Origin of the sequence: Cyclonatronum sp., assembly GCF_022565315.1 — a bacterium.
Classification (GTDB): Bacteria; Bacteroidota; Rhodothermia; order Balneolales; family Cyclonatronaceae; genus Cyclonatronum.
Genome location: NZ_JAIUMX010000033.1, coordinates 1 through 25,737, shown reverse-complemented (window position 1 = coordinate 25,737; position 25,737 = coordinate 1). Strand labels below are relative to the sequence as shown.

Here is a 25,737-nt window from a genome sequence, read left to right as displayed (position 1 = left end):
GGTTTTAAGAAGGTATTAATTACTTTCAACTATAGCTTCAGGGTTCGAAACGAATGTTCGGGCCATCGCTTCAAACTGATATAGAAAACGGCGCTGATCCCATCGGGGTGAAAACTGCCCGAACTCCATCATAAACAATCGGTTGTTCTCGTGATCAAACATGGTATAGTTGATAAAGGGGCCTCCCATGAGGTCATTTTCCATACGCCATATCCCCCGGGATTCGTAGGCCTGCATTCCCGCAATTTCCATGAACCGCTGCTCGTAGGGGCGGTCGAAATCAGTTCTTACGAACTTACCCTCTGAGCCTCCCTGAATGTACTGCCGGTTGATCTCCTCACGCTTAGTTGTGATCCATTCACGGTCGATGGAATCGAAATCGGAAAAATCATCATCCCACCAAACCCAAATCCAGCGGTCGTTGTCAGGCAGGAATCTTCTGAGAGTAAGTACATTTAGGGTATCAACACCCAGGCGGTAATCGTGCTGTATGCGGAACGACCAGCCATATGTTTCAAGAATATTTCTGGAAAGATCCGTTTGTTCAGCCCTGCGGTACACATAGCGGTGCCAGCGCTCAAGCTCAACATCGTGCAGTTCGGTTACAAGTCTTCGTTCGTTCTGCAAAATACGCCTTGTCAGAGTCTCAACATCAGGCCCGCTCAATATTTTCACTGCCTGATTGCGCGACCATACATTTCGGAGCATATACTGAAAGCTCTGATTCTGACGGATGCTTTCCCGTACGTTTTCGCCAAGCAGTGATCTGATGAATGTTGATACATTGGACTCATCATCGATTGGCCCCACAATGATTACGTTTTTATGCCGCTGCACCATTTCCATATCCACATTGGTGCGGAGGTCCCTGAAAACAAGATCGAAGCGGGTTTCCGGGCGGGGCATCGTCATAATATGAGCACCGAAAGTGTTGCGGATAGCATCTCCGAGTTCACCATCAACGAGGGTGGAATCCATCAGTACGATTACCTCACTTGGGGCTCCGATGGCTTCAGGCCGGTAATCCCCCTGACAAGAGGAAGCCATTAGTAAGCTTGCAAAAAGAGCGCTAAAAAAGAGAAGTCGATGCACCATAGGGAATTAAATAAGAATTAATGCGCAAGTTAGGGCAGTGGGTCTTAAAACTCAAATCAGCTTCTCTTAGTATTTTCAGAGGTTTCTAATTCACCGTATTTGAGGCTGCGGACAAATTTAAGATGGTTCTCCATCCATCCTTCTGTACCGTAATTTTCCCGGATATTATTAATAAGAGCAGACCCTACTACAAAACCGTCGGTCTTGCGGGAGATGTGCATCGCATCTGCATGAGAGCTGATGCCAAAACCTACAAGTACAGGATTACGGGTTATATTCTGATTCACCCTTTCAATAAAACGGTTAACAGACTGTTCGACTTCATCGCCGCTTCTTGCACCGGTTACGCCTGTTACGGAAACGCAATACACGAAACCACCGGAGCGCTCATCAACGAGCTTCATCCGCTCATCTGTACTGTTGGGGGCAACCAGATAAATGAGGGGCACCTTGCAGGTTTCACTTGCTTCAGCAAGAAGCGCACTTTCCTCCACCGGTACGTCAGGCAGGATAAGGCCATCGACCCCTGTTTCGGCACAACGGGTAAAGAATGGCTCAATCCCATAATAGAGCAGCGGGTTGAGATAGCCCATGAGCACTATAGGTATATCAGAAGATTTGCGGACCTGACTGACCATCTCAAATATGTCATCCATCATCAGGCCTGCGGCTAAGGCAACCTCGCTTGAGTACTGAATGGTCGGGCCGTCAGCAAGGGGGTCGCTGAACGGCATGCCAAGTTCAATAATATCGGCTCCATTCTTTTCATAAGCCAGAATCAGATCAACGGTTTCTGATTTGGCCGGAAACCCGGCTGTAATGAAGAGGTTCATAATTTTTTCGTCCGGCTTTCGGTTCCTGAAAACCTTTTGCATCCGGGATGAACCTCGTACGGGCATGTTTTTAGGTTCGGCTTGCATACTTTTTCCTACTTATTATTTGATCCGTAAAAGTAATCAGAGATGGTGCCCATGTCTTTGTCGCCCCGACCGGAGCAGTTAATAACCACGATTTCATCCCCCGATAGCTGTGGCATTAGTTTCTCAAGCCAGGCGATAGCATGTGCTGTTTCTATGGCCGGAATGATGCCTTCCAGCATAGAGCAGCGTTTCACAGCATCCATCGCTTCCGTATCGGTAACCGGCCTGTAGGCCACGCGGCCGGTATCGAACAGGTGAGAGTGCTCCGGACCTACGCCCGGGTAGTCGAGGCCGGCGCTGATGGAGTGTGCAAGTTCTACCTGCCCCTGATGGGTCTGAAGCAGGTAGCTGAGTGAGCCATGCAGTACGCCGGGCTTGCCTTTGGAGAAGGTAGCTGCCGTTTTATTGGTTTCGGCACCTTCACCGGCGGCTTCAAGCCCGATAAGCTTAACATGTTTCTTATCTATGAACCTGTGGAAGATACCAATCGCATTGGATCCGCCACCTACACAGGCAAGTATATAATCCGGATCGCGCCCTTCAGTTTCAAAGCACTGTGCTTCGGTTTCGAGGCCAATCACATCATGGAAATCACGTACCATTTTAGGATAGGGGTGCGGTCCTACAACTGAGCCGATTATATAGAAAGTGTCGTCCACATTGGTTACCCAGTCCCTGATTGCTTCATTGGTAGCATCTTTGAGGGTTTTTGAGCCGCTTTCAACACCGCGCACATCAGCTCCTAAGAGCCGCATGCGGTCAACATTAAGCTTCTGCCGCTTCATATCTTCGGCGCCCATGTACACGATGCACTCAAGGCCGAACTTGGCACAAACCGTAGCCGTTGCAACTCCATGCTGACCGGCACCGGTTTCAGCGATGATGCGCTTCTTGCCCATACGCATGGCGAGCAAAACCTGACCAATGGTATTGTTTATTTTGTGCGCACCGGTATGGCAAAGATCTTCTCTTTTAAAATAAATACGGCCTGTTTCGTAATGTGCGGTGAGCCTCTCACAAAACGTGAACGGTGTCGGTCGGCCAACGTATTCCCGAAGATGGTGAAGGCGTTCCTTTTTGAAGGAATCATCTTTACTCGCAAGCTCATACTGCCGCTCCAGTTCATCCAGGGCAGGAATCAGAATTTCGGGGACGAATTTACCACCGAATTTGCCGAAATAACCATTTTTAGACGGAAAATTGTAGGCTGTGTCAGGCACTGCCACTTCGTTAGTTTGCTGCAAAACGATTTTATTTGGGGTTTAAGCTTTCATTGACTTTATAAGGATCAGGTACATAATGTACTGCCTGATATTGCAGTATGTTATGCAGCCCTGAAGGTAATAAAAGCTGAATAAAAAGGCTTTTAATTCATTATTTTGGATGAAATCGAAAAAATAACTGCCATTCATCAATAAGCCGCTCAGGCTCAACCGTTTACTTATGATGCGATACAAGCCTACAGATATTACCGTTCTATCAGGGGAGAAAGAATTACGAATCAGCTGGAAAGACGGGCACACAAGCCGGTATCCCTTTGGCGGACTTCGTAAAAACTGTCCCTGCGTATTTTGTCAGGGCGGACACGGGGAAATGGGCAAGCCCATGGATCCGGCACAGTTTCTTATTGATACTCCGGAACGCCTAAAACTCAACAACCTAAAGCCTTCAGGGAATTATGCCCTCCATATGTTCTGGAGTGACGGGCATTCAACCGGAATTTACCGCTACGAATATCTTCGCGACGGCTGCCCGGTAGATGCTGGTATTCTTGCTCCGGCCACCGATGCAGATAGCTAAATACCGCCGCCCGGCTGTATAACTCTTGCTTCTTCATCCTCATCATTGTTGGTTGCTGCTTTGGCATCATCGAGCGCCTGAAGGGCTGATTTGATACGTCTGATTCCTTCTGTGAGCATCTCTTCATTTCGGGCATAACATAGCCGGTACCAGCCCGGCTCCGGATTATGGAAAAACTGTCCCGGCATGATGTTTACTCTTGCCTGCTCTAAAACGTAGTTATACAACTGCATTTCATTTTCAAAGGTATCAGAATCGAGCCATTTACTGAGATCAACCCAAGCAAAAAAACCGGCATCTGTACGCTCTGCGGGGAAGTCAGCCTCAGCAAGCAGCCGGTGAAGTGTGGCTGAAGCATTTTTGAGGCGGAGTTTGTTTTCTGCAATGAAGCGCTTCAGAAAGGCTCCTGAAGTAAGAAGATTTGTAAGGATTTGCTGCGTAGCATTTGAAACCGGCATAAAATAAGCCAGCTCTTTCACGACCTGCAGCAGCTTCTCACTTTTTGTGTAAAGAAGGCCGGTTTTAAAACCTGAAAGACCGAAATCTTTGGCAAATCCATAAACGAGGTGCACATCAATACCTGCATCGGCTGCGATCTTTGCCAAAGAAACGAATGGCTTATCGCCAAATACGGAATTCATGTACAGCTCATCTGCTACGATCTGAAGCTTATGATCTGCGGCAAAGTTCACAATCATCTGAAGTGTTTCGCTGTCGTAGGTTTTCCCGAGCGGGTTATGCGGGTTGGTAATTATAATTCCTCTTACCTTAATTGTACGCTTTCCGGCGTGAAGCAGTGCCTGCTGAAGCACCTCAAGGGTTAAGCTGTAGCCATCTTCGGGCCGCGTGTAAGCCGGTATTGCTTCAACCTGCACACGGGTTTTCAGGTCATGATCGAAGCCAGCATAATAGGGAGCCGGCAGTATCATTCCTTCACCGGGCTCACAAAGTCCGAACATTACCATATCCAGAATTGCAGAACTTCCGGCCGCGGTAACTATCTGATCAGCGGCAGCCTGTATGCCGGTGTATTCATTCAGATAGCCGGCCAGAGCCTCTCTGAAATGCTTCATACCATGAAGTTCAGCATAATGGGTGTGATGTTCATCTATACCGGGTTTGGCATTCAGCTTCTTTTGAAGCAGGTCAAAGACCAGGTGGTTTTCAGCAGTTCCGAAATTGATGTAGCCTTTCGGATTGCTCTGCGGATGCCATGGATCGGATGCACAGCGGTAATGTGCAGCAACAAGGGGCTGATTGTTGTCCAAAATACGCGTACCGCGCTTGGAGATGTACATAAAAAATGAGCTAAAGCTTGATAAGTAGTGTTGGAATTAGCTGAAATTAGAAAGCAGGCCCGGATTACTGCCAAGGCCAAGGGAAGCATCAACTACAGCTCCCCGCATAATTTCAGCCTGAGGGCTGCACAGGTAACGTATAATTTCTGCAACTTCTGCTGATTGAATCAGGCGCCCGGCAGGCAGCCTTTTGATGAGACGCTCACGACCGGCATCATCAAGATGATCGAGCGTTGAAGCGCCAAACATGGGAGTTTCAACCGCACCGGGACAAACAGCAAATACATCAACAGGATGGTGGGTTAGTTCAGCGGCAAGCTGCCGGGTCATGAAGGCAACTGCGGCTTTGCTCATACCGTCTGCTGTAGTGAAGTTCGGAAACTGCGTGATACCTCCGCCTACAGAGCTCACATTGATAATTTTCCCGCCGCGTTCTTTCATAACCGGTAAGAACTTTCTTACCATCCAAAGCGGCGAAACGGCATTTACTACCATCATGTAGTAGTCCTGCTCATAGGGATCATCACTCAGTTTCTTTACGGTAGCACTTCCTACAGCAGCGTTGTTGATAAGAATATCGGGTACGATTTGAATCTCTTCACATAAGTGCTCAAGACTATCACGGCTTGCGGCATCCCAGGCATGCGCGCTTATACGGTCATCACCGGAAGCATTACCGCACAGCTCAACCATCAGTTCCTGAGCGGCTTTTTGGCCGCTGCGGTATGTAAAGTAAACACGGTGCCCTTCATTGTAGAATACCTTAACGGTTTCCGCTCCTATGCCGCTGGAGCCGCCGGTTACAAGCACGTTCTTGATTGAATGACGCATAGTGATCTGCACAAAAAAAATGAGGCCGTATTAATCGTTTGTGAATGGGATCATCTGGGTAAGCAACCCTTTCAGGTTTCCGAATTTTTCAGCGTAATCTTTCTGACTTCGTCTGATCACCTCAAAAGCTTCTTCTCTGTCGTAGGTGTGGGTAATTTCACAGGTCGTTTTTTCAGAATCGCCGGGTATTTGTTTGTAGGTAAGGAAATAATGCCTGAGGCGGTCAACTACAATCGGCGGCACATCGCTGATGCTCCTGTAATTTCCATAAACAAGATCACCCTTCATTACCGCAATGATTTTATCATCAGCCTCATTGCCGTCAATCATTCTAAAACCACCGATCGGAATAGCCTGAAGCAGGATATTGCCGTGCGTAATTTGTTTTTCAGAAAGAATACAGATATCGAGCGGGTCGCCGTCTCCTTCCACGTCAATACCACTTTTCTCCTTACAAAATAGAGCTGTTTCATCGCCGCAATACGTTTGTGGTACAAAACCATACAAAGCGGGGCAAACGTTGGAATATCGCTGTGGCCTGTCAACCTTCAGGAAGCCCGTATCTTTATCAACCTCGTATTTAATGGTATCGGTAGGCACAATTTCAATGAAAGTGGTTACCACTTCAGGGGCGTTATCTCCAATCAGAACGCCATGCCAGGGGTGTGACTTTAATAAAAGACCAAGTAATTTCCACATTTCTTCTGATGACTGAATACTCATAAGCTCGCTGTTTGATTAATTAATAATAGCTCTGATGACTTCACAAATAATTATGCTGTTCTTTACCAAAGTACGCAATTCAAACATAAATTATGTGATGATGGCGGATTTTTTCAAGCGTGTCGGTGCTTAACTCTTCAACAAGGGCTTCCAGAAATGAATCTCCGTAGAGGGCATAAAAAAAGGCCCAGCCCGTTACCCTTTCCTGAAGCAGCCCGCCTGGGAACAATGCGCTTCGCACATTAGAAATCCTTTTTATGGCCAGGCGATCCTGTTTTTTCTTTTCCCGGATAACTTTCGATGCAAACTGTTCTGCATTTTTTTCCATTCGGCTTAGTGTGCTTTTCAAAGAGGTTTCAAGGGAGCTGCCCGTGTTTACAAATGACCGGAAGTAGCTTTCAAAAAGGTGTTTATTCCGGTTTTTCCACTCTTTAAGAACTTCATCAGGTAACTTATTCCCGCTTTCGCGCAGCTGTACCTGCACCAGCTCGTGTGCAAGGTCATCTTCACGTTTTTTGTAGTCTGTAAATGAAAAAGGCATATGCGCCATAGATTTACGTATTTCGGGCTCAATAACTGTTGCACTAAATCTGGGCAAAATAATTGGTAAATCAAGCTCAAATGCCTCAAAAAAAGCTTTCAGCTGTGCATGATATGCTATTTCAGCAGCTCCGCCTGTATAGGCGAGATTGGGCAGCAGGTATTGCTGAATTACAGGCCTGAGCAGGGCATTTGGAGAAAGCTTAGCAAAAAAGTCATCACCGGCCTGACGGACACTCTCCCGGGTGAAAGTTCGCGGAGAAGCTTCATCAGGAAACATCCACCCGCTTTCGAGATAAGGTATTTTGAGCCTGCCTTTTTCCGGATGGTGCCAGAAGAGCAGGCTGTCGGTAACCGTAACCTGAGCATGCCATTTCCCGGCAAGCTTAGCTGATGTATCTGATACAATTTGGGTTAATTCCGGTTGTTTGACCAGCACAGTTTCAAAAACCGGCCGGCAGAGTTTTTTGACATCCGCGTGATTGCTTCCCGCAAGTATTAAACCGTATTTGCCGAAAACCCTGAGCATCAGCTCCCCGAAAGCTTGCACCCAGGGGCGGCCGGTTTGCCAGCTTTTATGCAATCGGTGCAAATCAGATGCGTAGGCAGAACCCGGCTCAGCGGCCTGATTGATCTCAGAAAGAATTTCATCTGCATGATCCAGTTTCAGAAAAGCCGCGGCATGCCCCTTTAGCCTGTTTTTGGGCAACGAGAATTTTTGAATGATGCCGTCTTTCCTGAAATCAGGCAGCCAGACATGATCAATTTCATCATAGTCATGATCTTCATCAGCCATCCAGAAAACGGGTACGATGCTGAGCTTCGTAGCGGCCTTTAGCGAACGGGATAACGCTATAACCGTAAGTGTTTTATAAAAACTGTAGCCCGGGCCGCCCAGAAAGCAGAGCTGCTGCCCTGTTACCACTGTAAATACATCTTTACTGCGGAGCGACTCTGCTGCTTCAATGGTATTACGGCAAGCTGCAAATTGTTTATTGTAAGAAACCAGAAAATCAGCAAGCTGATTGCGTTTAACCGAGCCAAAACGGCCTGATACAAAACGGCTGAATGATTCCGGATTAAACGGGTCTGACTTACCAAAAAAGCTTCTAAGCTCTGGATTCCCGTTGATATAATCGCCGTACAGGGGTGTTGCTCCAAGCTGACTGAAACTTACGGATTCAAACTCCAATTTCACCCCTTTATTCTGGAAATTTGATCCCGCAACTGAGCTGCCTCTTCGTAATTCTCATTTTTGATTGCAGTATCGAGCTTCTTTTCAAGCTGTTTGAGCTTATCGGCGAAACTAATTTCGGCAGCATCGGCGCCCTTAACCGAGCTGGTTTGTGCCGTTTCATCGTAAGCTCCTGATTTGCCTGATTTTCTCAGGCTGTCAACAACATCGGTAGCTGAGGTAATACCTGCCTCGTTAAGCACTTCATCTGAAGCAAAAATCGGAGCCTTAAATCTGATACCAAGCGCAATAGCGTCACTCGGTCTGGCATCAAGTTCAATTTCCTGGCCATTAAGGTCACAAATTACTTTAGCATAAAATGTACCTTCCTTCAAATCGCTAATTACAATACTCTTAACGAAAGAATCAAAACTTTGAATAACATTGCGAAGCAGATCATGTGTCATTGGTCGTGGCGGCTTTATATGCTCAAGCTCGAGAGCTATAGCCTGTGCTTCAAAGGTTCCAATAATTATAGGAAGCCGACGGTTGCCTTCCGTTTCTGAAAGTATCAGGGCGTAAGCTCCGCCACTGCTTGGGCTTGTGGAAAGCCCGAGTATCTCCATCTGAAATTTATTCACAAAACAGCAGGTTATAGGATTTTCGGTTTGAATCAGTCAAATAGCCACATTTGGGGTACAAATTACAAAAATAATCACAAGGGCTAAAACATCAAGATGGGGTATGAGCATTCTTGCGGCTGTAAATTAGTTGCTGCGTTCACAAATTCGTCTCAGATCATCCTTCATTAATGAGAATCATTCAAAGTACAGAACAAGCCGATTTAGTGATTGATATTTGCCATATTGCGGTGTAAATTTCGAGAATGTAGGTAATAGTCCAAATTGAAACGAGATATTTAACCAAATCAACATGCTCGAAGCATATCTGCCGATTTTCGTCCTTTTAGGTATAGCGCTGTTTTTAGCAATTGTTCTTGCAATACTTTCACGTGTTATCGGCCCTTACAGGCCTTCAGCTACCAAACTCAGACCGTATGAGAGCGGTATGGACCCGGTCGGAGATGCCAAAGAACGCTACTCCATCAGTTTCTACATGGTAGCTATGGAGTTTATTGTGTTCGACCTTGAAATTATTTTCATCTATCCGTGGGCCGTTCGCTACAAGGAGCTCGGTTTAGGAACTTTCTTTGCAGTGATGGTATTTATTTTAATTCTGACTTTGGGTTTAATTTATACGCTCAAGAAAGAATCAAAAAACTTCCAGATTAGCAAATCAACCAATTAATTATATAAAACCTATGAGTTTAGAGAATTCGTTAAACAATCAGGGTTTCCTAACTACTTCACTCGACTTCCTGACCAATTGGGCCCGTGCAAATGCCATGTGGCCAATGCCTATGGGCCTTGCCTGCTGTGCAATTGAAATGATGGCATTTGCGGGCCCCAAATACGATGCTTCCCGATTTGGCTCTGAAGTTATGCGTTTTTCTCCGCGTCAGAGTGATGTAATGATCGTTGCCGGTTGGTGTACCTACAAGATGTCACATGCCATTCGCCGGATCTGGGATCAGATGCCCGATCCTAAATGGTGTATTGCCATGGGTGCCTGCGCTTCTACCGGAGGCATGCACCGCTGTTACGGCGTAGTACAGGGGGTCGATAACTTCCTGCCGGTTGATGTTTACATCTCAGGCTGCCCGCCAAGACCTGATGCCGTTCTGAATGCGCTCATGCAGATTCAGGAAAAAGTAAAAACGGAACACTCTACCGTTTACGACGGCTGAAAAACCTTATTAACGTATCTTACACTTTAAGCGATGAGCAAAAAAGACCTTATACCGGGTATTATTGATGATTTAAGGGCTGAATTTGGTGATGCAGTTCTGGAATCCAAATCTTATGCCGGCGATCAGATTACAAGGATAGAACTTAACCGAATACATGAGGTTTGTCAGTATCTGAAGCAGAAACATCACTTTGTTTACCTTGTTGATTTATTGGGAACAGACCGATTTACTGCTGAAGACCGCTTCGAAATTATCTATCATATGATCAGCCTGAAAACAGGTGCCCGTCTTTTTATCAGAACCTGGGTTCCTGAAGAAAACCCGGTTGTTCCGACCGTAACCGATATCTGGGCCGGCGCAAACTGGAACGAACGTGAAGTTTGGGATATGTTCGGCATCCGGTTCGAGGGGCATCCTGATCTTCGGCGGATTTTCCTCCCCGAGGATTTCGAGTACCATCCCCTCAGAAAAGAATTTCCGCTGCTTGGTATTCCCGGATCTTTCTCATTGCCTACCACTACCCCGGACTCTCAATAAACCCGACTGCTGCACATGGAATTAAAAACCACCATTCTCGACAAAGCGAAACCAACTTTTTTCGAGAAACATCAAAACGCGCTTTATAAAAGCCTCGAAGACAAGCATACCACAGTTGAGGTTGAGGAAGATCCGCTGGGAACCCGCATGATTCTCAACATGGGGCCTCAGCACCCCGCTACACACGGTGTACTCCGCTTACTGCTTGAACTCGACGGTGAACGCATCATCAGAAACCGGCTCGACATCGGTTATCTTCACCGGGGCGTTGAGAAAATTGCTGAAAACAAAACCTATCAGGAGTTCATGCCCTATACCGACCGCATGGACTATCTCTCCCCTTACAGCAACAACGTAGCGCTTTGTCTGGCTGTAGAAAAACTTGCTCAGATAGAAGTGCCTGAACGGGCCGATTATATCCGAATGATAGGATGCGAGCTTGCCCGAATTTCATCCCACCTCCTTTACCTGGGTGCCATGGTGATGGATACCGGCGCCATTTCTTTCTTCATCTGGACATTCAGAGAGCGTGAGCGTCTGTACGATATCTTTGATAATTTCGGAGGGCACCGGTTTACAATTTCGCACTCACGAATTGGCGGGGTTCATAACGACCTTTCACCTGAATGTCTGGGAATGATCAAAAACTTCATCGATACTTTCCCTGATGAGATTCGCGACTGGAAAAAACTTCTTAACAAAAACCGCATTTTCTACGACCGCAACCTCAATGTTGGCCGTATTTCCTATGATGAAGCGCTCGCACTCGGGGTAACAGGACCTAACATTCGCGCCGTAGGTGTTCCTTACGACATCCGTAAATTCGACCCCTACCTCCAATACGATCAGGTAGAGTTTGATGTACCTACCCGCCTTGAAGGCGATAACCTTGCCCGTTATTTCATCCGCATGGAAGAAATGAGCGAGAGCGTACGCATCATCAGGCAGTGTCTTGAAAAAATGCCTAAAGGCCCGATTCGTACAGATAACGCAAAACAAGCCTACCCCTCTAAAGATGAAGTTTATTATTCGATGGAAGGCATGATTCACGACTTTATGATGACTGATACCGGCATCTGTCCGCCCGAAGGTGCTGAAGCATATCATGCCATTGAAGCACCGAAAGGTGAGCTGGGCTTCTTCATTCAAAGTGACGGAACCGGGCACCCGTGGCGACTTAAAATTAAATCGCCTTCATTCACCAACCTGCAGGGACTCGAGAAAATGCTGGATGGTGAAATGATCGCGGATACGGTAGTAATGATTGGTGGTGTTGACCCTGTAATGGGAGATTCTGACAAATAATTATGGAAATGACCTACGAATTCTCAAAAGAAGACCTGGCCGAAATTGAAAAAATTAAGGCCAAATATCCGGATAAAAAATCACCTGTAATGCCGGTTTTATGGCTTGCACAGGAAAAATTCGGACATGTTGAGCCGGAAGTGCAACAGCTTGTGGCACGCACCCTTGATCTCCCTGCTGCCCATGTGTACGGTGTTGTGAGTTTTTACACGCAGTACTACGGTAAGAAAATGGGAAAATATGTTCTTGATGTATGTACAACCACTTCCTGTCAGCTTTGCGGCGGATACGAAATTCTGCATTACATAGAAGATAAACTTGGTATCAAAGCAGGTGAAACAACCAAAGACGGTCTGTTCAGCATTCAGTCTGTTGAGTGTCTCGGTGCCTGCGGCTATGCACCAATGATGCAGATTACAAACGGCGTGTACTGCAATCACCTGACCAAAGAGAAAGTTGATACCATTATCGACGGTCTCAGGGCTGGCAGAATGCCCGAATTTGAGTCTATTCCCATGCCGCAACACCTGGACGAATCAACTAACAAAATAGGTTAATTCATGGCCATTGACTGGAGAAATTACAAGCCCCTTCTGATTCCGGGCATCCCTAATCTGCACAAAATTGAAGTTTTTGAAAAGAATGGCGGATACGAGCAGCTCAAAAAAACGCTCAAAAGCCTTACGCCGGAAGCAGTTGTAAATGAAGTAAAGGCCGCCAACATACGTGGCCGCGGCGGTGCAGGTTTTAATGCCGGCCTAAAATGGTCTTTCATGCCAAAACCCGACGGCGGCCCCCGGTACATTGCTGCCAACGGTGATGAATCCGAGCCCGGTACTTTCAAAGACCGCAAAATTTTCGAATACAACCCGCATCTTTTCATAGAGGGCGCCATTATCGCCGGTTTTGCCATGCACATCACTGCGGTTTACGTGTACATCCGCGGGGAGTACAAAAGCTGGATCGACATGATGCAAAAAGCAATTGACGATGCCTATGCAAAGGGATATCTCGGGAAAAACATTCTGGGTTCCGGATTCGACCTCGATATGTACGTGCACTCGGGTGCGGGTGCCTATATTTGTGGTGAAGAATCATCCCTTATGGAATCTCTCGAAGGAAAACGCGGATATCCCCGCGTGAAGCCCCCGTTTCCGGCTCAAAAAGGCCTGTGGGGGCGTCCGACTACCATCAACAACATTGAGACACTCGCCAATGTACCGCTTGTAATCAAAAACGGTGCTGACTGGTACAAGTCTATCGGAGCACCTACACATCCCGGCCCTGTTTTGTACGGAATTTCCGGACATGTTAACCGTCCGGGTGTTTATGAGTATCCTACCGGAATGTCAATCATGGAGCTCATTAACGATGTATGCGGCGGTATGCGCGGCGGCAAAAAAGTTAAGGCTGTGATACCCGGAGGCTCCTCTACACCACCATTACGGGGCGATCAGCTTGAAGGGGTTTGCATGGATGCCGACAGCCTCCGCACTGCCGGCTCAATGATGGGAACGGCAGGAATGATTGTTATGGATGAAGACACCGACATGGTTGACGCACTCTGGCGTATTTCACATTTTTATCACCATGAATCATGCGGACAGTGCACACCCTGCCGCGATGGTACCGGCTTCCTTGAAAAAACCCTGATCAAAATCCGTGACGGTGAAGGCGAAATGCGTGACCTCGACCTGCTGCTTGACCTCTGTACGCAAATGGAAGGCCGCACGATCTGCGCCCTTGCAGATGCCGCTGCATGGCCGGTACGTTACACCGTTACGCGTTTCCGTGAAGATTTTGAAAAACGAGTCAAAAATACTGTATTCGCATTAGCCTAATCCTATTCCGCAATGCCTGAAATTTTTATTGATAACATCCGGTACGAATTCGAGGGTAAACCGCTTGTTCTGCAGTTCATGCTGGACAATGGCCTCGATCATCCCTTCTTTTGCTACCATCCTTCGCTTTCTATCCCTGCTAACTGCCGTCAGTGCTACGTTGAGGCAGGCACTCCGGTCTGGAACCGTGAAACCAACGACTACGAGCTCAACGAAAGCGGGGATCGCGTCATACGGTTTTTCCCGAAACTGATGACCGCATGCAGCCTTGAAGCAACCGACGGTATGGTGATTAAAACACACCGAACAAGTGAACTCGTAAAGCGTGCCCACAAAGATACACTGGAGTTTATTCTTGTTAATCACCCGCTCGACTGCCCGATTTGCGATCAGGCCGGGGAATGCCCGCTTCAGATTCAGACCTATAAGTACGGGCCTGAAGGCAGTCGTTTCGAGCATAAGAAAGTTCACAAGCCCAAGCGTATTAAGCTCGGCCCCCGCGTTATTCTCGATGCTGAACGCTGTATTAATTGTACGAGGTGCGTTCGATTTACGGAAGAAATCAGCAAAACCCATCAGCTTACAATTATTTCAAGGGGAGATAAGAACTACCCTGCTGTAGCTCCTGGTACTGAATTCGACGACCCCTACTCTCTCAATACCGTTGATATCTGTCCGGTTGGCGCGCTTACATCAGCTGATTTTCGTTTCAAGGCTCGCGTATGGGAAATGAATCAGACTCCGGGGATAGATGTTACCAACGGCACAGGCTGTAATATAGACGTATGGACCCGTGACAATCTCGTGCTTCGCATTACTCCTCGCTACAACGCTGCAGTAAACGATCACTGGATGCCCGATTTCGGCCGGGAAGACATTCGCAGAATGAATGAGAATCGCATCTCAAAACCGGAATTATCGCTTGATGGCGACCGTATAAAATCATCCTGGAATAATGCGGAAATTACACTTTGGGAAAAACTGAAAGAATTCAGCCCCTCAGAGATGCTGTTTGCCGGCAGTGCATTTTCCTCCGTTGAAGACAACTTTGTGCTTAAAAAACACGCCAAACGCATCGGTGCCGAAAAGGTTTACTTCACACCTTTCATAAAGCAGGGAAGCGGAGACGGATTCCTGATTGATGAGGATCAGTACCCGAACACACAGGGTTGCCGTTTGCTGGGGCTGAAAGAACTGAGCCCCGCTGATTTTAAAGCGAAAGTATCCGACTCAGCTGTTAAGCTCCTTGTAATGCTTGAAGATGACCTGATTGGCCGCGGCGTTCTGAATACTGCTGACCTTGAAGGCAAATTCGTAGTGTATATGGGTTCCAACCATAATGCAACTTCTGCGGCAGCAACACTTGTAGTGCCGATTGCCAATTCAGTTGAGCAAAGTTGCTCCTTCGTTAATGTTAAGGGTCGTATTCAGCGTACTACTGCTGCAAAAGAAACCATTTATACCAACCGCAAGCTAAACCTTGAAATGTCGGTTGGCCGACTTGACCGTTACGGAACCAAGTTTGATAACTGGGTAACTGACCGAAACCGCATCGACTGTATCCCTGCATGGGAATATCTGGAAAGAGTTGCCGCACAGGATGATGCAAACTTTGGCTACGTATCAACCCGCGCCATTATGGCTGAGATAGCATCAACCAATGCCCGCTTCACCGGGGTAGATTACGACCGGCTGGATGAAGAACCCGGAATCCCGCTCATCTCCGCTGAAGAAGTAAAAACTGCATAGTAACTTCAATACAAATAAACGAAATCCTATTTAATGGAAGCTCCGATTATTTCATCCTATATCATTCTGGGGGCCGCGTTGTTTGTGCTGCTTAACTCAGCTGCGGTTTGTGTTTACGCTGAACGCCGTATTGCCGCATTTATCCAAAACCGCGTGGGTCCGAACCGCGTGGGTCCGTTTGGCTTGCTGCAACCGATCGCCGATGTCGTGAAGCTTATCTTCAAAGAAGACGTTACCCCAAGCTACGGGAACCGAATCCTTCACTCTGTTGCACCGCTTATTCCGGTAACCACAGCACTGATGACGGTGGCCGTAATCCCCTTCGGTGACGGTCTGTTCATTACTGATCTGAACATCGGTATTCTATACCTGCTTGCAATTGCTTCCCTCGGTGTTTACGGGGTAACGATGGCGGGCTGGGCATCCAACAGCAAGTATTCCCTGCTTGGCGGGCTTCGCGCAGCTGCACAGATGCTGAGCTACGAACTCCCCATGGGTATGGCTATCGCTTCAATGGTGCTGTTCTCCATGTCCCTCAGCCTGGTTGATATGGTTAATGCACAAATTTACTGGTGGGGTATTTTTGTGAATCCCATCGGATTTATCATCTTCACCATTGCTGCATTTGCAGAAGCCAATCGTTCTCCCTTCGACCTCGTTGAGGCAGAACAAGAGCTTGTAGGTGGTTTTCACACGGAATACAGCTCCATGAAGTTTGGCATGTTCTTCCTTGCTGAGTACATGCACGTCGTTATCGGAAGTATGCTGATTACCGTTTTCTTCCTCGGTGGGTACCATCTCCCCTTTGCCGGGTATTATGCACACCTTCTTCCGGAAGCCGGAACCCTGGCTAAGGCAATTCTGGATATTTCCGTATTCGGTGCGAAGGTAGCATTCATGGTATTTGTATTTATCTGGGTTCGCTGGACCATCCCAAGATTTAAATACAACCAGCTGATGAGCCTCGGCTGGGCCCGTTTACTCCCGCTTTCAATTGCTAACTTCGTTATCATCGCTTTTATCCTGATGATGATTCACGAGTTTTTCTAAGCAACACAGTATTCAATATAATTAAAGGCCGGTTTCCCGCTTCGGGTGCCGGCTTTTTTTATTCACCCCGGGTTTTGATTGTATGGCCCAAACTACCGTAAACAAGTGCGTACCCTAAAAAAAGAGCGAGATAAAGCTGTAATAGGCCGAATCGAAAAAATAGATTTCCCGGAGCTGGGCATAGAAGAAATTGACTGCAAAATCGACACCGGTGCATACACCTCATCTATTCACTGTCACGATATCGAGCCCTTTACACAGGATGGCAGAGAAATGGTTCGTTTTCGCCTGCTCGACCCTACCCATCCCGCATTCAATCACAAAGAAATTGTGATGCCCGTAAAAACACGCCGAAAAGTTAAAAGCAGTTTTGGCAACACGCAGAAACGCATCATCATCCAAACGAAAATGCTGATTTTCGGAAAGCTGTATGTTACAGAACTTTCCCTTGCCGACCGTTCTAAAATGACTTTTCCCGTACTTATGGGCCGAAAGGCTATAAGCAAGCGGTTTTTAGTGGATGTATCGAAAACAAACTTATCCCATAAATCAAAACTATCTTCCAATCCATGAATATCGCAGTACTGTCCCGCAGCAAGGGCATTTATTCAACACGCAGATTACTCGAAGCCGGTGAAGCCCGCGGCCACACCATGCATCAGATTGATCACCTGAAATGCTATGTTTCAATCGAGAAATCGAAGCCGGAAATACACTACGAAGGCCGCAAACTCGACAACATTGATGCCATAATCCCGCGCATTGGTGCCTCTGTTACATTTTATGGCTGCGCTATTGTGCGTCAGTTTGAAATGATGGGTAAGGTTTCATGCACTGAAAGCCAGGCTATTGTGCGCTCCCGCGACAAATTGCGGAGTATGCAGATTCTTTCGAGGGCGGGTGTAGATATGCCGAAAACCGGCTTTGCCCGGCTGCCGCGTGATAAATCCGACATTATTGAAATGGTAGGCGGTACACCTGTTGTGATCAAGCTTTTGGAAGGGACACAGGGCCTGGGTGTGGTGCTTGCAGAAACTAAAAAAGCTGCGGAATCCGTACTTGATGCTTTTTTCGGCCTCAAAACCAATATCCTGATTCAGGAATTTATCAAAGAATCAAAAGGCTCGGATGTACGTGCTTTTGTTGTTGATGGCAAAGTTGTAGGAGCTATGAAGCGAACCGGTAAAGAGGGCGATTTTCGGTCGAACCTGCACCGGGGCGGAACTGCTGAGCCCATCAAACTTACCAAACAGGAAAGACAAACAGCAATTCTTGCAGCCAAATCCCTGGGGCTTGGCGTAGCCGGGGTTGATATTCTCCAAAGCAACCGCGGCCCGCTCATCATGGAAGTAAATTCATCACCGGGTTTACAGGGAATTGAACGCTCAACCGGTATTGATATCGCTTCAAAAATTATTCAATACCTGGAAAAACTTTCAGAAATGAAAAACCAGAACAAAGACCGCATCCGGGTTTAAAATCATGGATATTTTTGAGATGAAGGGGCAGCGGGTAAAGCCCGGCGATTCGGCAGTTATCAGCTTTCGGATTGCCCGGCTGCCAACGCATACCCAAATCGATCTGCCCGTTTATATTTTTCGCGGGGCCGAAGCAGGGCCTGTTCTTCTGCTTACAGCCGGCCTGCACGGGAACGAGATTAACGGCATCGAAATCGTGCGAAAAATGATCAGTGAGGGCAGCGTAAAACCTTCGCGAGGCACAGTTGTAGCCATTCCCATCGTAAATATCTACGGCTTTTTACAGTCAGAACGCTACCTGCCAGACGGAAAAGACCTCAACCGTAGCTTCCCGGGGAGTCAGACCGGCTCACTCGCTCAGCGCGTTGCATGGGTATTAATGAATGAAATAATCCCAAAAATCGATTTCGGCATCGATTTCCATACCGGTGGAGCAAGCCTCAGCAATTTCCCGCAAATTCGCTGCGATTTTGAGTATGGACTGAATCTCGACCTGGCAAAAATGTTCGCACCGCCTTTTATCATGAATTCCGCTATGATCAACAAATCTTTGAGGCGGGCAGCTCACCGAATAGGAAAACACATCGTGGTTTATGAAGGCGGAGAGTCGCTCCGCTTCGACGATTTTGCCATTAGCGAAGGGGTTAGCGGAACCCTGCGTATGATGAAAGCTCTCCAAATGATTGATGATGCCCCACAACCCGCTTTCAGACCCAAAATCCTGTCCGCAACGACCTGGATTCGGGCCCGATACGCCGGCATCTTTCATACCCTGATTCAACCCGGTGATATCCTCAAACGAAACCAGCTGATTGGCACCATCACCGACCCTTTCGGAGAAACAACCTACCCTATCAAAACGAGAGAAGGCGGGCACGTGATCTGCCTGAACAATATGCCTGTTTTAAATGCCGGAGACGCAATTGCGCATATCGGTAAAGAAAAACAGACTGCGTCTGCGCAACATTCACTGAAAACCTGACGCCGGTTTAGCTCAGGGCAGCTTCATTCGGCACCCACTGTGAGCGGTTGTAGATTCCAAGCGCGGCGCCTTTGAGGGTTTGGTTGAGATAAGGTGAATTGCGCGATTTGCTCTTGTTAACGGCTGCCGTGTAGGTCCACTTTGTGCTTGTATCGAACAGGGTGAGGTTGGCAGGCTGACCCGCATCAAGGCCGGGGACCGGAAGCCGCAGTATCGTGCGGGGGGCGTCAATCAAAGTGCGCAGCACCTGCGGCAGGCTCAAGCGGCCGGTGTCGAGCAGCTGCTTCACCACAACGCTCCAGGCGGTTTGCAGCCCGAGGATGCCGTTAGGCGCGTAGATGAACTCGACCTCTTTTTCCTCAACCGAGTGTGGCGCGTGATCGGTACAGATGGCATCGATGGTGCCGTCGGCAAGGCCGGCTATCATGGCTTCAACATCATCGGCGGTGCGTAGCGGCGGGTGCATTTTAAAGTTGGTGTCAAACTCAGAGCGCTCAACTTCCTCATCGGTGAGGTCGAAGTGATGCGGACACACCTCGGTCGTTACGCGTATGCCCTTTGCCTTGGCTTCCCGAACCATCTCCACGCCCCGGCGCGTGCTGATGTGCGCCACGTGTACGTGCCCGCCGGTGAGTTCGGCCAGCAGAATATCGCGGGCGATCATCACCTCTTCGGCAATGGAGGGCGTACCGGCGAGTCCGAGCCGCGTTGAGACCCGGCCTTCGTGCATGTGACCGGGGCGCGACAGATCCAGATCTTCTTCGTGGTTAATCACGGGCATATCGAGCATGGCGGCGTATTCGAGCGCGGTACGCATCAGCCGGGCATTGTACACAGGGTCGCCGTCGTCGCTGAACGCGACCGCGCCTCCCTCCTTCATATCGGCCATCTCGGCCAGGCTCTCGCCCTTGCGGTCCTTCGAGACACAGCCGATCGGGTGCACCTCAACCGGCAGCGAAGCCGAGCGGTTAACGATATACTCCACCACATCGCGGGTGTGGATAGCCGGCTTGGTGTTGGGCATGCAGGCAACGGCCGTAAAGCCGCCGGCCGCAGCTGCCGCGCAGCCGCTTTTGATGGTCTCCTTGTGCTCCAGACCCGGTTCGCGCAAATGCACGTGCATATCCATCCAGCCGGGGGAAAGAAACGCGCCTTTGCCGTCGATGAGCTGCTCTCCGTTTTCGGGCGAAAGATTGAGCCCGGTTTCTGCAATTTTTCCGTCCCTGATCCTGAGGGAGTTTACCGTGTTATAATCGCGGACACCCGAAGCATCGGCAAGTTGAACATTGATGAACAGCACATTGGGTTGAAGCATAAAGCAGTTTTTTAGGTGATGAAGGATGGATGGATGCAGGACAAAGACCCGCTGCAAAATGGGATGATTTGTTTTACAAAATACGAACTTAGGCCTCAAAGCACACGGAAAAGCGGCCAATTACCCGAAATGAAAGAACGGCCGGGAAATTCGAAAATCACAGTGCGCATCCCCCTAAAAATCGGCAAAAAGTACAGCAAAACCGCGCTCAATTGCTTAATTTGATGCCTTCGTTAATGCATCAGCCTGAGCAGCAGAATCCCGATATTCATTTTGTATGGCTTTTCCTGCTGCATCGGCCGCCTTTTCAAATCCGATTTTCTTTCCCCTAATATGCAAGCACCCGACCTGTTTTCCCAGCCGGCACCAAAAGTACCGGGCGTTACCGAGCTCACCATGCTCATCAAAGACCTGCTTGAAGCTTCCTTTCAGGATACGCAGGTGGAAGGCGAGGTGAGCAAGCCGCAGCTGAGCTCCGCGGGTCATATTTACTTCACCCTTAAGGATGATCGTGCACAGCTGCCCTGCGTTATGTGGCGTTCTACTGTGCAGCGGCTCGGTTTTCAGCTCGCGCACGGGCAGCAGGTAACCCTCACCGGGGATGTTCAGGTGTATGCACCGCACGGGCGGTATCAGTTTATTGTGCGCACGGCCAAACAGGCGGGCATCGGCGCCCTTCAGCAGGCCTTTGAGCGGCTTAAGCAAAAATTACAGGCCGAGGGACTTTTCCATCCCTCCCACAAAAAGAAGATGCCGAAACTGCCCCGAACTATCGGCATTGTGACCTCCGCACAAGGAGCGGCCCTTCAGGATATTATTGCAACCTTCCGGAAGCGGTTTCCGCTTGCCCGCCTGCTCGTTCATCATGCGGCAGTGCAGGGCGTGCAGGCCGCCGGCGAAATCGTGAAAGGTATTGAATGGTTTTCGGCACGCGGTAATGTAGATGTACTCATCATAACACGAGGTGGCGGCTCGCTCGAAGACCTTTGGCCGTTTAATGAGGAAATTGTTGCCCGCGCCCTCTTTAAGTGTCCGATCCCGACCGTGAGCGCGGTGGGGCACGAAACCGATTTCACCATTGCAGATTTCGTTGCCGACCTTCGCGCTGCAACGCCAACACAAGCCGTTGCCTTGCTTGTGCCGGACATCAACGATCTGCGCTACACCCTCGATATGCAGCACGAAAAACTGCACCGCAGCATTACACAGCGGCTTGAAAAACTTCGGAATCACGTTGTATCTCTGGGCCGCACTCATGCCCTGCACGCCGTGATGGATAAGGTGAAGCGGCAGCGGGCGCAGATTGCACACCTCAAAAGCCGGGCGGCATCCCTAACCGAAATGCGGCTGCTGCGATCGGCTTCACAATTTGAAAAACTGAATGCAAGGCTGCGGGAACTCAATCCCAATACAGCCCTCGAGCAAGGCTATTCGCGCATCTGGCAGGACGGCTGCTGGATTAAACAAGCCGCACAATTCGATCCCGAAAAGGCGCTGGAGATTGAATGGATTGACGGACAGGTGCAAAAAGACACCTTTTAGGGTAGTAACATCGCTTACTGATCTCCCCATCAACTGAAGGCATCAGGACCCATTATAACTTCTGTATTATACCTGAAAGCAGCTGACAGCAATATGCTCGTGTTAAATTACAATAACACTATTAGAATATGAATACATCTTTTAAAATCCTGACTGTAGGGCTTTATTAATCCTTTTTTTAACTTTGAATGTACTATAATCGCTGATTTGCGGTACTGCTTTACAGTGTAAAGTAAAAAAAAAAATCTGTTTGAAACCCTGTTAATCCTGAACTACTGATGCCGATTCCGTACCGTTTTATCCCTGATATTGGGATACAAAAGAAAGACAGAAACCGGATGTCAGTTCCCCTTTAAAATTATTCTAAAAACCTTAACCAAACAGACTACCCGGCCTAATTGCATGAATCTGTATCCTTCCTTCAAAATGAGCTCAACGGTTTCAATAAAGCCGGCTCCCCCCCTTATGGCAGGTGCGGTTACCAAACCCTGATTCCAAAGCTGGCTGCGAACCGCCAAAAATGCGTGTAACAGCCGAACCGGGTTAAATCTGTAAACCCTTATTATTTTATTGATACGGAGCAGCTTATGAAATCCTGCATAAAATCCCTTTTCCTCCTTTTATTCCTTACCGGCTTTACAGCAACAGAACTTTTCGCCGGTGGTTATCAGCTGAACCTGTTTGGTCAGCGTCAGATCGGGATGGCCCATACCGGAACCGGCCTGGCACTCGATTACGCTACCATCTCCATGAACCCGGCCGGTATGTCGTATGTTGACGGCAACGGCCTTCTTTTTGGCACCAACGCGACCTTCCTCAATACCACATTCCGCACAGGTCCTGATCTGATGCCGGGCCTGCCCGCTGATGTTGAGGAATCAACCATCCGCAATGTACGCACCCCGTTCTCGGTTTATGCCGGTTTCGATACGGGAATCTCAGGGCTCAAAGCCGGTTTGGGCGTGTACACCCCCTACGGCAACTCCATTGAATGGGATGAAAACTGGATGTACCGCGGCCTGCTTACCCGCATTTCCCTCACCTCAGTTTATATACAGCCGACCCTGAGTTTTCAGCTTACCGATCAGATCAGCGTAGGTGCCGGTCTTATTTATGCCATCGGCTCGGTCAACCTTCAGCGCAACCCGGATCTCGATCTGAGCATGCTCGGTATTCCCGGGCCGGTACCGCTTGATGTGGAACTTGACGGAAACACCTCCGCTTTTGGTTTCAATGCCGGTGTGTATTATCAGCACAACGAGGCCTTCTCGGTTGGGATTGCCTACCGCTCCAAAATCAACATGTCGGTTGACGGCGGCGATGCTACCTTCACCCTGCCCTCCTCCATTCCGGATGCCGTAGTACAGCAGCTTTTCCCGGCCGACAACACCTTCAAAGCGACCCTGCCGCTTCCGGCCGTGCTCAGCATTGGTACCGGTATCCGCGCCTCCGAAGTACTGCGGATGGCCATCGACTTCAACCTGACGTTCTGGAGCGCCTACGAAAGCCTCGCCTTCAATTTTGCTGACAACACTGCGGCCCTGCAGGATAGTGAAGAGCCCCGCGACTTTAACGACTCATTCTCACTGCGCATCGGTGCCGAGTATGACGCCACCCGCCGCCTTCAGCTGCGCATTGGTACCTACTTCGATCAGTCGCCCGTAACCGAAGGCTACATCACCCCGGAAACACCTGACGTACACCGCTTCGGCATCACCGCAGGCCTCGGTTTTGAAGTGATCCGCAACCTCGAGGTAAACGCCTCCATGCTGTACATCACATCCCGCGCGCGCGAACAGTGCATGTGCGACGCCTCAGCCCCGGGCACGCCAACTATAGTACCGGTCGGCGAATTCCAGACCAACGCCTTCATCCCCGGTTTCTCAATAGGCTACAACTTCTGACCTGAACCTTTCTGCGAGTTGGCCGGAAAGCCGTTTCAGCCGCTGAACTTAAACACAAGACTGACTTTCGCTTGCGGTAGTCAGTCTTTTTTTATGAAAGTTTCCGACAGGTTATAGCTGATGCCGGTGCCAGAAGAACGCATTGGTTCAGTGCCAGATACGACCGCTTGCCGCTGACCCGGTGTTTTTGAACAAGCTCTTGCTTTACAGCCCGGTAATAAAACACCCGCGCAAACCAAAAGACAGGGTGCCAAAAGAACAGCTTCAACCTAAAGACCCGCTTCAAAAAACGCGCTTCGGGTTTCCCGGGTGGGTTTATTGGGAAGGATGGAATCTGAGCCGTTCAGAAAGCTGAGGATGGATTCGCGGGTGAGGCGAATGCCATCAGGCGTGGTCCAGAGCACGTGCCCGACTTCCCGGATGAGGTGGCTTCGGCTGAAGCGGTAGTAATCGAAGTACGCAAGGGCGTACTGCCGCGGAATGTAGCTGCACTCCCCAAGCAGCAGTAGTACAGGAATACCAAGTTCCGTGAGATCCGGCGTTTTTTCTTCCAGAAAAGTATCTCTTATCAGCATCATGGCCGGCAGGTTGATCGGAAAATGCTCAAACGGCAGCAACTGATCCGCATGCTGCGCGCAGTAAGATGATGCCACAGCGGCCCTTTGCATTTCGGGGCTGAAAAAGCCACGAAACTCCTGCTGCTGTACAAACTGATTGTTAAAAGGCAGCAGAAAAACAAGAACCATACGCGGCGAACGAATCAGATCAGCCGGTGTGATGCCTTTGGCGTTTTCGGCAAGGGTGGTTTTTCCGTCAGAGGATGAAAAGTCCGCACCGGGCAGCGGTCCGGGTTCGGTGATAATGATTTGCCGGATATCCGGTTCATTCCCGTACCTGCCGAGATAACTCGTAACAACACCGGCCCCGTAAGACTGCCCGAAAAGAATGGCCGGACTGCCGAGGCGACCGAGAATCTGCCTGAGATCATCTACATTAGCCTGATGAGTGTAGCCGCTGACCTCCATAACGGATGAGCGACCCGCCCCAACCTGATCATACACCAGCACACTGAAGCCATCGGCAGTGAAGCCTGAAAGGAAATCAATATCAAAATCACGCAGGTAAGCACCGGGGCCGCCGTGCACAAACACAATGGTTTCCCCTCTCGCGTCAACACCTTCCGGCGGATGAAAACGGGCAACAGAAACAATCCGCCCGTTACCCAAATCCCATTGCTCAAAGCGTTCATCGGGCTTCATCTCTGAGAAATCATGCTGCGGCAGTGGAACCATCGCCCAAATGACAATACCAAAACCCAGCGCGGCGGGCAGCCCCCGCAATGCAGCGCCACCTAACGTACCTGCCCTTCGGGAAAGAAACCAAAACCAACTCCCGGTCAGCAGGAGCATAAGCCCAAAAACAGGATACCCGGCCATAAACCCGCCGCTCAGATACAGACCGCCGGCAAACAGCACAGGCACGAGCGCACCCGACAGCAGGTACAGCAGACCGATCCCGATATTTTTTAACAGCTTGATTATCATGACAGTAAATAATAAAAAATTGATTCAGATGGAAGATGCGGCAGCAGGCGTTTGCATAAATGACCTATGAATCGGGTTCTCACCCGTTTGAATTTCATCGCCATTCACCCTGCAAAATCAACCTGCGGAGCAAATCCAAACCAACCACAGCGAAAAGCCGGCATTAACCCTGCTTTGGATATTCCGGTCCATACTGACCCCCTCTGGCGGTAGCTTTTAGCCGCGAGTTTCAGCCTGCCATTCCGGCGGATGCTGACCCCTGTGTGTGATTTATGTGCGCCATGAATGCGTGCCCCTTT

24 protein-coding genes are annotated in these 25,737 nt (G+C 49.0%); 14 read left to right on the top strand and 10 right to left on the bottom strand.

Annotated features, from left to right (window positions below; genetic code table 11):
* Positions 1–15: 15 nt before the first annotated feature.
* The 3 genes from LAT75_RS07430 to trpB are packed head-to-tail and all read right to left on the bottom strand — an operon-like array spanning position 16 to position 3,259.
* Positions 16–1,095: a DUF4837 family protein gene (locus LAT75_RS07430; protein WP_291482010.1), complete on the bottom strand. Its 1,080-nt coding sequence runs from the start codon at positions 1,093–1,095 to the stop codon at positions 16–18.
* 56 nt (positions 1,096–1,151) lie between these two features.
* On the bottom strand, positions 1,152–1,970 hold the full coding sequence (trpA, locus tag LAT75_RS07425; RefSeq protein WP_291482017.1) for a tryptophan synthase subunit alpha: 819 nt from the start codon (positions 1,968–1,970) through the stop codon (positions 1,152–1,154).
* Positions 1,971–2,023: 53 nt separating this feature from the next.
* Positions 2,024–3,259, bottom strand: coding sequence for a tryptophan synthase subunit beta (gene trpB, locus LAT75_RS07420; RefSeq protein ID WP_291482009.1), 1,236 nt, complete (start codon positions 3,257–3,259; stop codon positions 2,024–2,026).
* Between the two features lie 199 nt (positions 3,260–3,458).
* Between trpB and LAT75_RS07415 the strand changes: the two genes are divergently transcribed.
* Positions 3,459–3,815: a DUF971 domain-containing protein gene (locus LAT75_RS07415; RefSeq protein WP_291482008.1), complete on the top strand. Its 357-nt coding sequence runs from the start codon at positions 3,459–3,461 to the stop codon at positions 3,813–3,815.
* On the opposite strand, the gene LAT75_RS07410 is transcribed toward LAT75_RS07415, so the two are convergent.
* The 5 genes from LAT75_RS07410 to LAT75_RS07390 form a co-directional block, all read right to left on the bottom strand.
* Positions 3,812–5,113, bottom strand: a complete 1,302-nt coding sequence (locus LAT75_RS07410; protein WP_291482007.1) for an aminotransferase class I/II-fold pyridoxal phosphate-dependent enzyme — start codon at positions 5,111–5,113, stop codon at positions 3,812–3,814. The two genes, LAT75_RS07415 and LAT75_RS07410, sit on opposite strands and share 4 nt — an antisense overlap.
* Positions 5,114–5,149: 36 nt before the next feature.
* Positions 5,150–5,944, bottom strand: a complete 795-nt coding sequence (locus LAT75_RS07405; protein ID WP_291482006.1) for an SDR family oxidoreductase — start codon at positions 5,942–5,944, stop codon at positions 5,150–5,152.
* Positions 5,945–5,974: 30 nt separating this feature from the next.
* Positions 5,975–6,667: an inorganic pyrophosphatase gene (locus LAT75_RS07400; RefSeq protein WP_291482005.1), complete on the bottom strand. Its 693-nt coding sequence runs from the start codon at positions 6,665–6,667 to the stop codon at positions 5,975–5,977.
* 79 nt (positions 6,668–6,746) lie between these two features.
* Entirely contained in the window at positions 6,747–8,399 is a 1,653-nt protein-coding gene (gene bshC / locus LAT75_RS07395; RefSeq protein ID WP_291482004.1) for a bacillithiol biosynthesis cysteine-adding enzyme BshC, read from the bottom strand.
* A gap of 2 nt (positions 8,400–8,401) precedes the next feature.
* Positions 8,402–9,022, bottom strand: a complete 621-nt coding sequence (locus LAT75_RS07390) for a bifunctional nuclease family protein (protein ID WP_291482003.1) — start codon at positions 9,020–9,022, stop codon at positions 8,402–8,404.
* A gap of 292 nt (positions 9,023–9,314) precedes the next feature.
* Between LAT75_RS07390 and ndhC the strand changes: the two genes are divergently transcribed.
* The 11 genes from ndhC (at position 9,315) to LAT75_RS07335 (ending at position 19,133) form a co-directional block, all read left to right on the top strand.
* Complete coding sequence (gene ndhC, locus LAT75_RS07385) at positions 9,315–9,689, top strand: NADH-quinone oxidoreductase subunit A (protein ID WP_291482002.1); 375 nt, start codon at positions 9,315–9,317, stop codon at positions 9,687–9,689.
* Between the two features lie 13 nt (positions 9,690–9,702).
* Entirely contained in the window at positions 9,703–10,188 is a 486-nt protein-coding gene (nuoB, locus tag LAT75_RS07380; protein ID WP_291482001.1) for an NADH-quinone oxidoreductase subunit NuoB, read from the top strand.
* Positions 10,189–10,221: 33 nt separating this feature from the next.
* Positions 10,222–10,728 (top strand): NADH-quinone oxidoreductase subunit C, encoded by a 507-nt coding sequence (locus LAT75_RS07375; RefSeq protein WP_291482000.1) that lies wholly within the window; start codon positions 10,222–10,224, stop codon positions 10,726–10,728.
* A gap of 15 nt (positions 10,729–10,743) precedes the next feature.
* Complete coding sequence (nuoD, locus tag LAT75_RS07370; RefSeq protein ID WP_291481999.1) at positions 10,744–12,033, top strand: NADH dehydrogenase (quinone) subunit D; 1,290 nt, start codon at positions 10,744–10,746, stop codon at positions 12,031–12,033.
* Between the two features lie 2 nt (positions 12,034–12,035).
* On the top strand, positions 12,036–12,590 hold the full coding sequence (locus LAT75_RS07365) for an NAD(P)H-dependent oxidoreductase subunit E (protein ID WP_291481998.1): 555 nt from the start codon (positions 12,036–12,038) through the stop codon (positions 12,588–12,590).
* A gap of 3 nt (positions 12,591–12,593) precedes the next feature.
* Complete coding sequence (nuoF, locus tag LAT75_RS07360) at positions 12,594–13,874, top strand: NADH-quinone oxidoreductase subunit NuoF (RefSeq protein WP_291481997.1); 1,281 nt, start codon at positions 12,594–12,596, stop codon at positions 13,872–13,874.
* Positions 13,875–13,886: 12 nt separating this feature from the next.
* Positions 13,887–15,623: a (2Fe-2S)-binding protein gene (locus tag LAT75_RS07355; RefSeq protein WP_291481996.1), complete on the top strand. Its 1,737-nt coding sequence runs from the start codon at positions 13,887–13,889 to the stop codon at positions 15,621–15,623.
* 33 nt (positions 15,624–15,656) lie between these two features.
* Positions 15,657–16,673, top strand: coding sequence for an NADH-quinone oxidoreductase subunit NuoH (nuoH, locus tag LAT75_RS07350; protein ID WP_291481995.1), 1,017 nt, complete (start codon positions 15,657–15,659; stop codon positions 16,671–16,673).
* Between the two features lie 105 nt (positions 16,674–16,778).
* Positions 16,779–17,246 carry a RimK/LysX family protein gene (locus LAT75_RS07345; RefSeq protein WP_291481994.1) on the top strand — a complete coding sequence of 156 codons (468 nt, stop codon included), beginning with the start codon at positions 16,779–16,781 and terminating at the stop codon, positions 17,244–17,246.
* Positions 17,243–18,151: a 30S ribosomal protein S6--L-glutamate ligase gene (gene rimK / locus LAT75_RS07340; protein WP_291481993.1), complete on the top strand. Its 909-nt coding sequence runs from the start codon at positions 17,243–17,245 to the stop codon at positions 18,149–18,151. Before LAT75_RS07345 ends, rimK begins: the two co-directional genes overlap by 4 nt.
* A gap of 4 nt (positions 18,152–18,155) precedes the next feature.
* Positions 18,156–19,133 carry a succinylglutamate desuccinylase/aspartoacylase family protein gene (locus LAT75_RS07335; RefSeq protein WP_291481992.1) on the top strand — a complete coding sequence of 326 codons (978 nt, stop codon included), beginning with the start codon at positions 18,156–18,158 and terminating at the stop codon, positions 19,131–19,133.
* 7 nt (positions 19,134–19,140) lie between these two features.
* Here LAT75_RS07335 and LAT75_RS07330 read toward each other — a convergent pair whose 3' ends face one another.
* Positions 19,141–20,448, bottom strand: coding sequence for a dihydroorotase (locus tag LAT75_RS07330; RefSeq protein WP_291481991.1), 1,308 nt, complete (start codon positions 20,446–20,448; stop codon positions 19,141–19,143).
* Positions 20,449–20,781: 333 nt separating this feature from the next.
* On the opposite strand from LAT75_RS07330, the gene xseA reads away from it, so the two are divergent.
* Both xseA and LAT75_RS07320 read left to right on the top strand, forming a co-directional pair.
* The gene (gene xseA / locus LAT75_RS07325; protein WP_291481990.1) at positions 20,782–21,990 is read left to right on the top strand and encodes an exodeoxyribonuclease VII large subunit; all 1,209 of its coding nucleotides are present in this window, start codon (positions 20,782–20,784) and stop codon (positions 21,988–21,990) included.
* 587 nt (positions 21,991–22,577) lie between these two features.
* On the top strand, positions 22,578–23,894 hold the full coding sequence (locus LAT75_RS07320) for an outer membrane protein transport protein (protein ID WP_291481989.1): 1,317 nt from the start codon (positions 22,578–22,580) through the stop codon (positions 23,892–23,894).
* Positions 23,895–24,163: 269 nt separating this feature from the next.
* On the opposite strand, the gene LAT75_RS07315 is transcribed toward LAT75_RS07320, so the two are convergent.
* A complete protein-coding gene (locus LAT75_RS07315; RefSeq protein WP_291481988.1) occupies positions 24,164–25,438 on the bottom strand; it encodes an alpha/beta hydrolase in 1,275 nt (424 codons plus the stop codon).
* Positions 25,439–25,737: the final 299 nt, after the last annotated feature.

Excerpts from the sequence above, each read along its gene's own strand:
- LAT75_RS07375 (WP_291482000.1), top strand. The coding sequence starts at position 10,222 with ATGAGCAAAAAAGACCTTATACCGGGTATTATTGATGATTTAAGGGCT.
- LAT75_RS07430 (WP_291482010.1), bottom strand. The coding sequence starts at position 1,095 with ATGGTGCATCGACTTCTCTTTTTTAGCGCTCTTTTTGCAAGCTTACTA.
- xseA (WP_291481990.1), top strand. The coding sequence starts at position 20,782 with ATGCAAGCACCCGACCTGTTTTCCCAGCCGGCACCAAAAGTACCGGGC.
- nuoD (WP_291481999.1), top strand. The coding sequence starts at position 10,744 with ATGGAATTAAAAACCACCATTCTCGACAAAGCGAAACCAACTTTTTTC.
- LAT75_RS07415 (WP_291482008.1), top strand. The coding sequence starts at position 3,459 with ATGATGCGATACAAGCCTACAGATATTACCGTTCTATCAGGGGAGAAA.
- LAT75_RS07355 (WP_291481996.1), top strand. The coding sequence starts at position 13,887 with ATGCCTGAAATTTTTATTGATAACATCCGGTACGAATTCGAGGGTAAA.
- LAT75_RS07320 (WP_291481989.1), top strand. The coding sequence starts at position 22,578 with ATGAAATCCTGCATAAAATCCCTTTTCCTCCTTTTATTCCTTACCGGC.
- LAT75_RS07365 (WP_291481998.1), top strand. The coding sequence starts at position 12,036 with ATGGAAATGACCTACGAATTCTCAAAAGAAGACCTGGCCGAAATTGAA.
- trpA (WP_291482017.1), bottom strand. The coding sequence starts at position 1,970 with ATGCAAAAGGTTTTCAGGAACCGAAAGCCGGACGAAAAAATTATGAAC.
- LAT75_RS07315 (WP_291481988.1), bottom strand. The coding sequence starts at position 25,438 with ATGATAATCAAGCTGTTAAAAAATATCGGGATCGGTCTGCTGTACCTG.
- nuoB (WP_291482001.1), top strand. The coding sequence starts at position 9,703 with ATGAGTTTAGAGAATTCGTTAAACAATCAGGGTTTCCTAACTACTTCA.
- rimK (WP_291481993.1), top strand. The coding sequence starts at position 17,243 with ATGAATATCGCAGTACTGTCCCGCAGCAAGGGCATTTATTCAACACGC.
- ndhC (WP_291482002.1), top strand. The coding sequence starts at position 9,315 with ATGCTCGAAGCATATCTGCCGATTTTCGTCCTTTTAGGTATAGCGCTG.
- LAT75_RS07335 (WP_291481992.1), top strand. The coding sequence starts at position 18,156 with ATGGATATTTTTGAGATGAAGGGGCAGCGGGTAAAGCCCGGCGATTCG.
- nuoH (WP_291481995.1), top strand. The coding sequence starts at position 15,657 with ATGGAAGCTCCGATTATTTCATCCTATATCATTCTGGGGGCCGCGTTG.
- LAT75_RS07400 (WP_291482005.1), bottom strand. The coding sequence starts at position 6,667 with ATGAGTATTCAGTCATCAGAAGAAATGTGGAAATTACTTGGTCTTTTA.
- LAT75_RS07330 (WP_291481991.1), bottom strand. The coding sequence starts at position 20,448 with ATGCTTCAACCCAATGTGCTGTTCATCAATGTTCAACTTGCCGATGCT.
- nuoF (WP_291481997.1), top strand. The coding sequence starts at position 12,594 with ATGGCCATTGACTGGAGAAATTACAAGCCCCTTCTGATTCCGGGCATC.
- LAT75_RS07410 (WP_291482007.1), bottom strand. The coding sequence starts at position 5,113 with ATGTACATCTCCAAGCGCGGTACGCGTATTTTGGACAACAATCAGCCC.
- LAT75_RS07405 (WP_291482006.1), bottom strand. The coding sequence starts at position 5,944 with ATGCGTCATTCAATCAAGAACGTGCTTGTAACCGGCGGCTCCAGCGGC.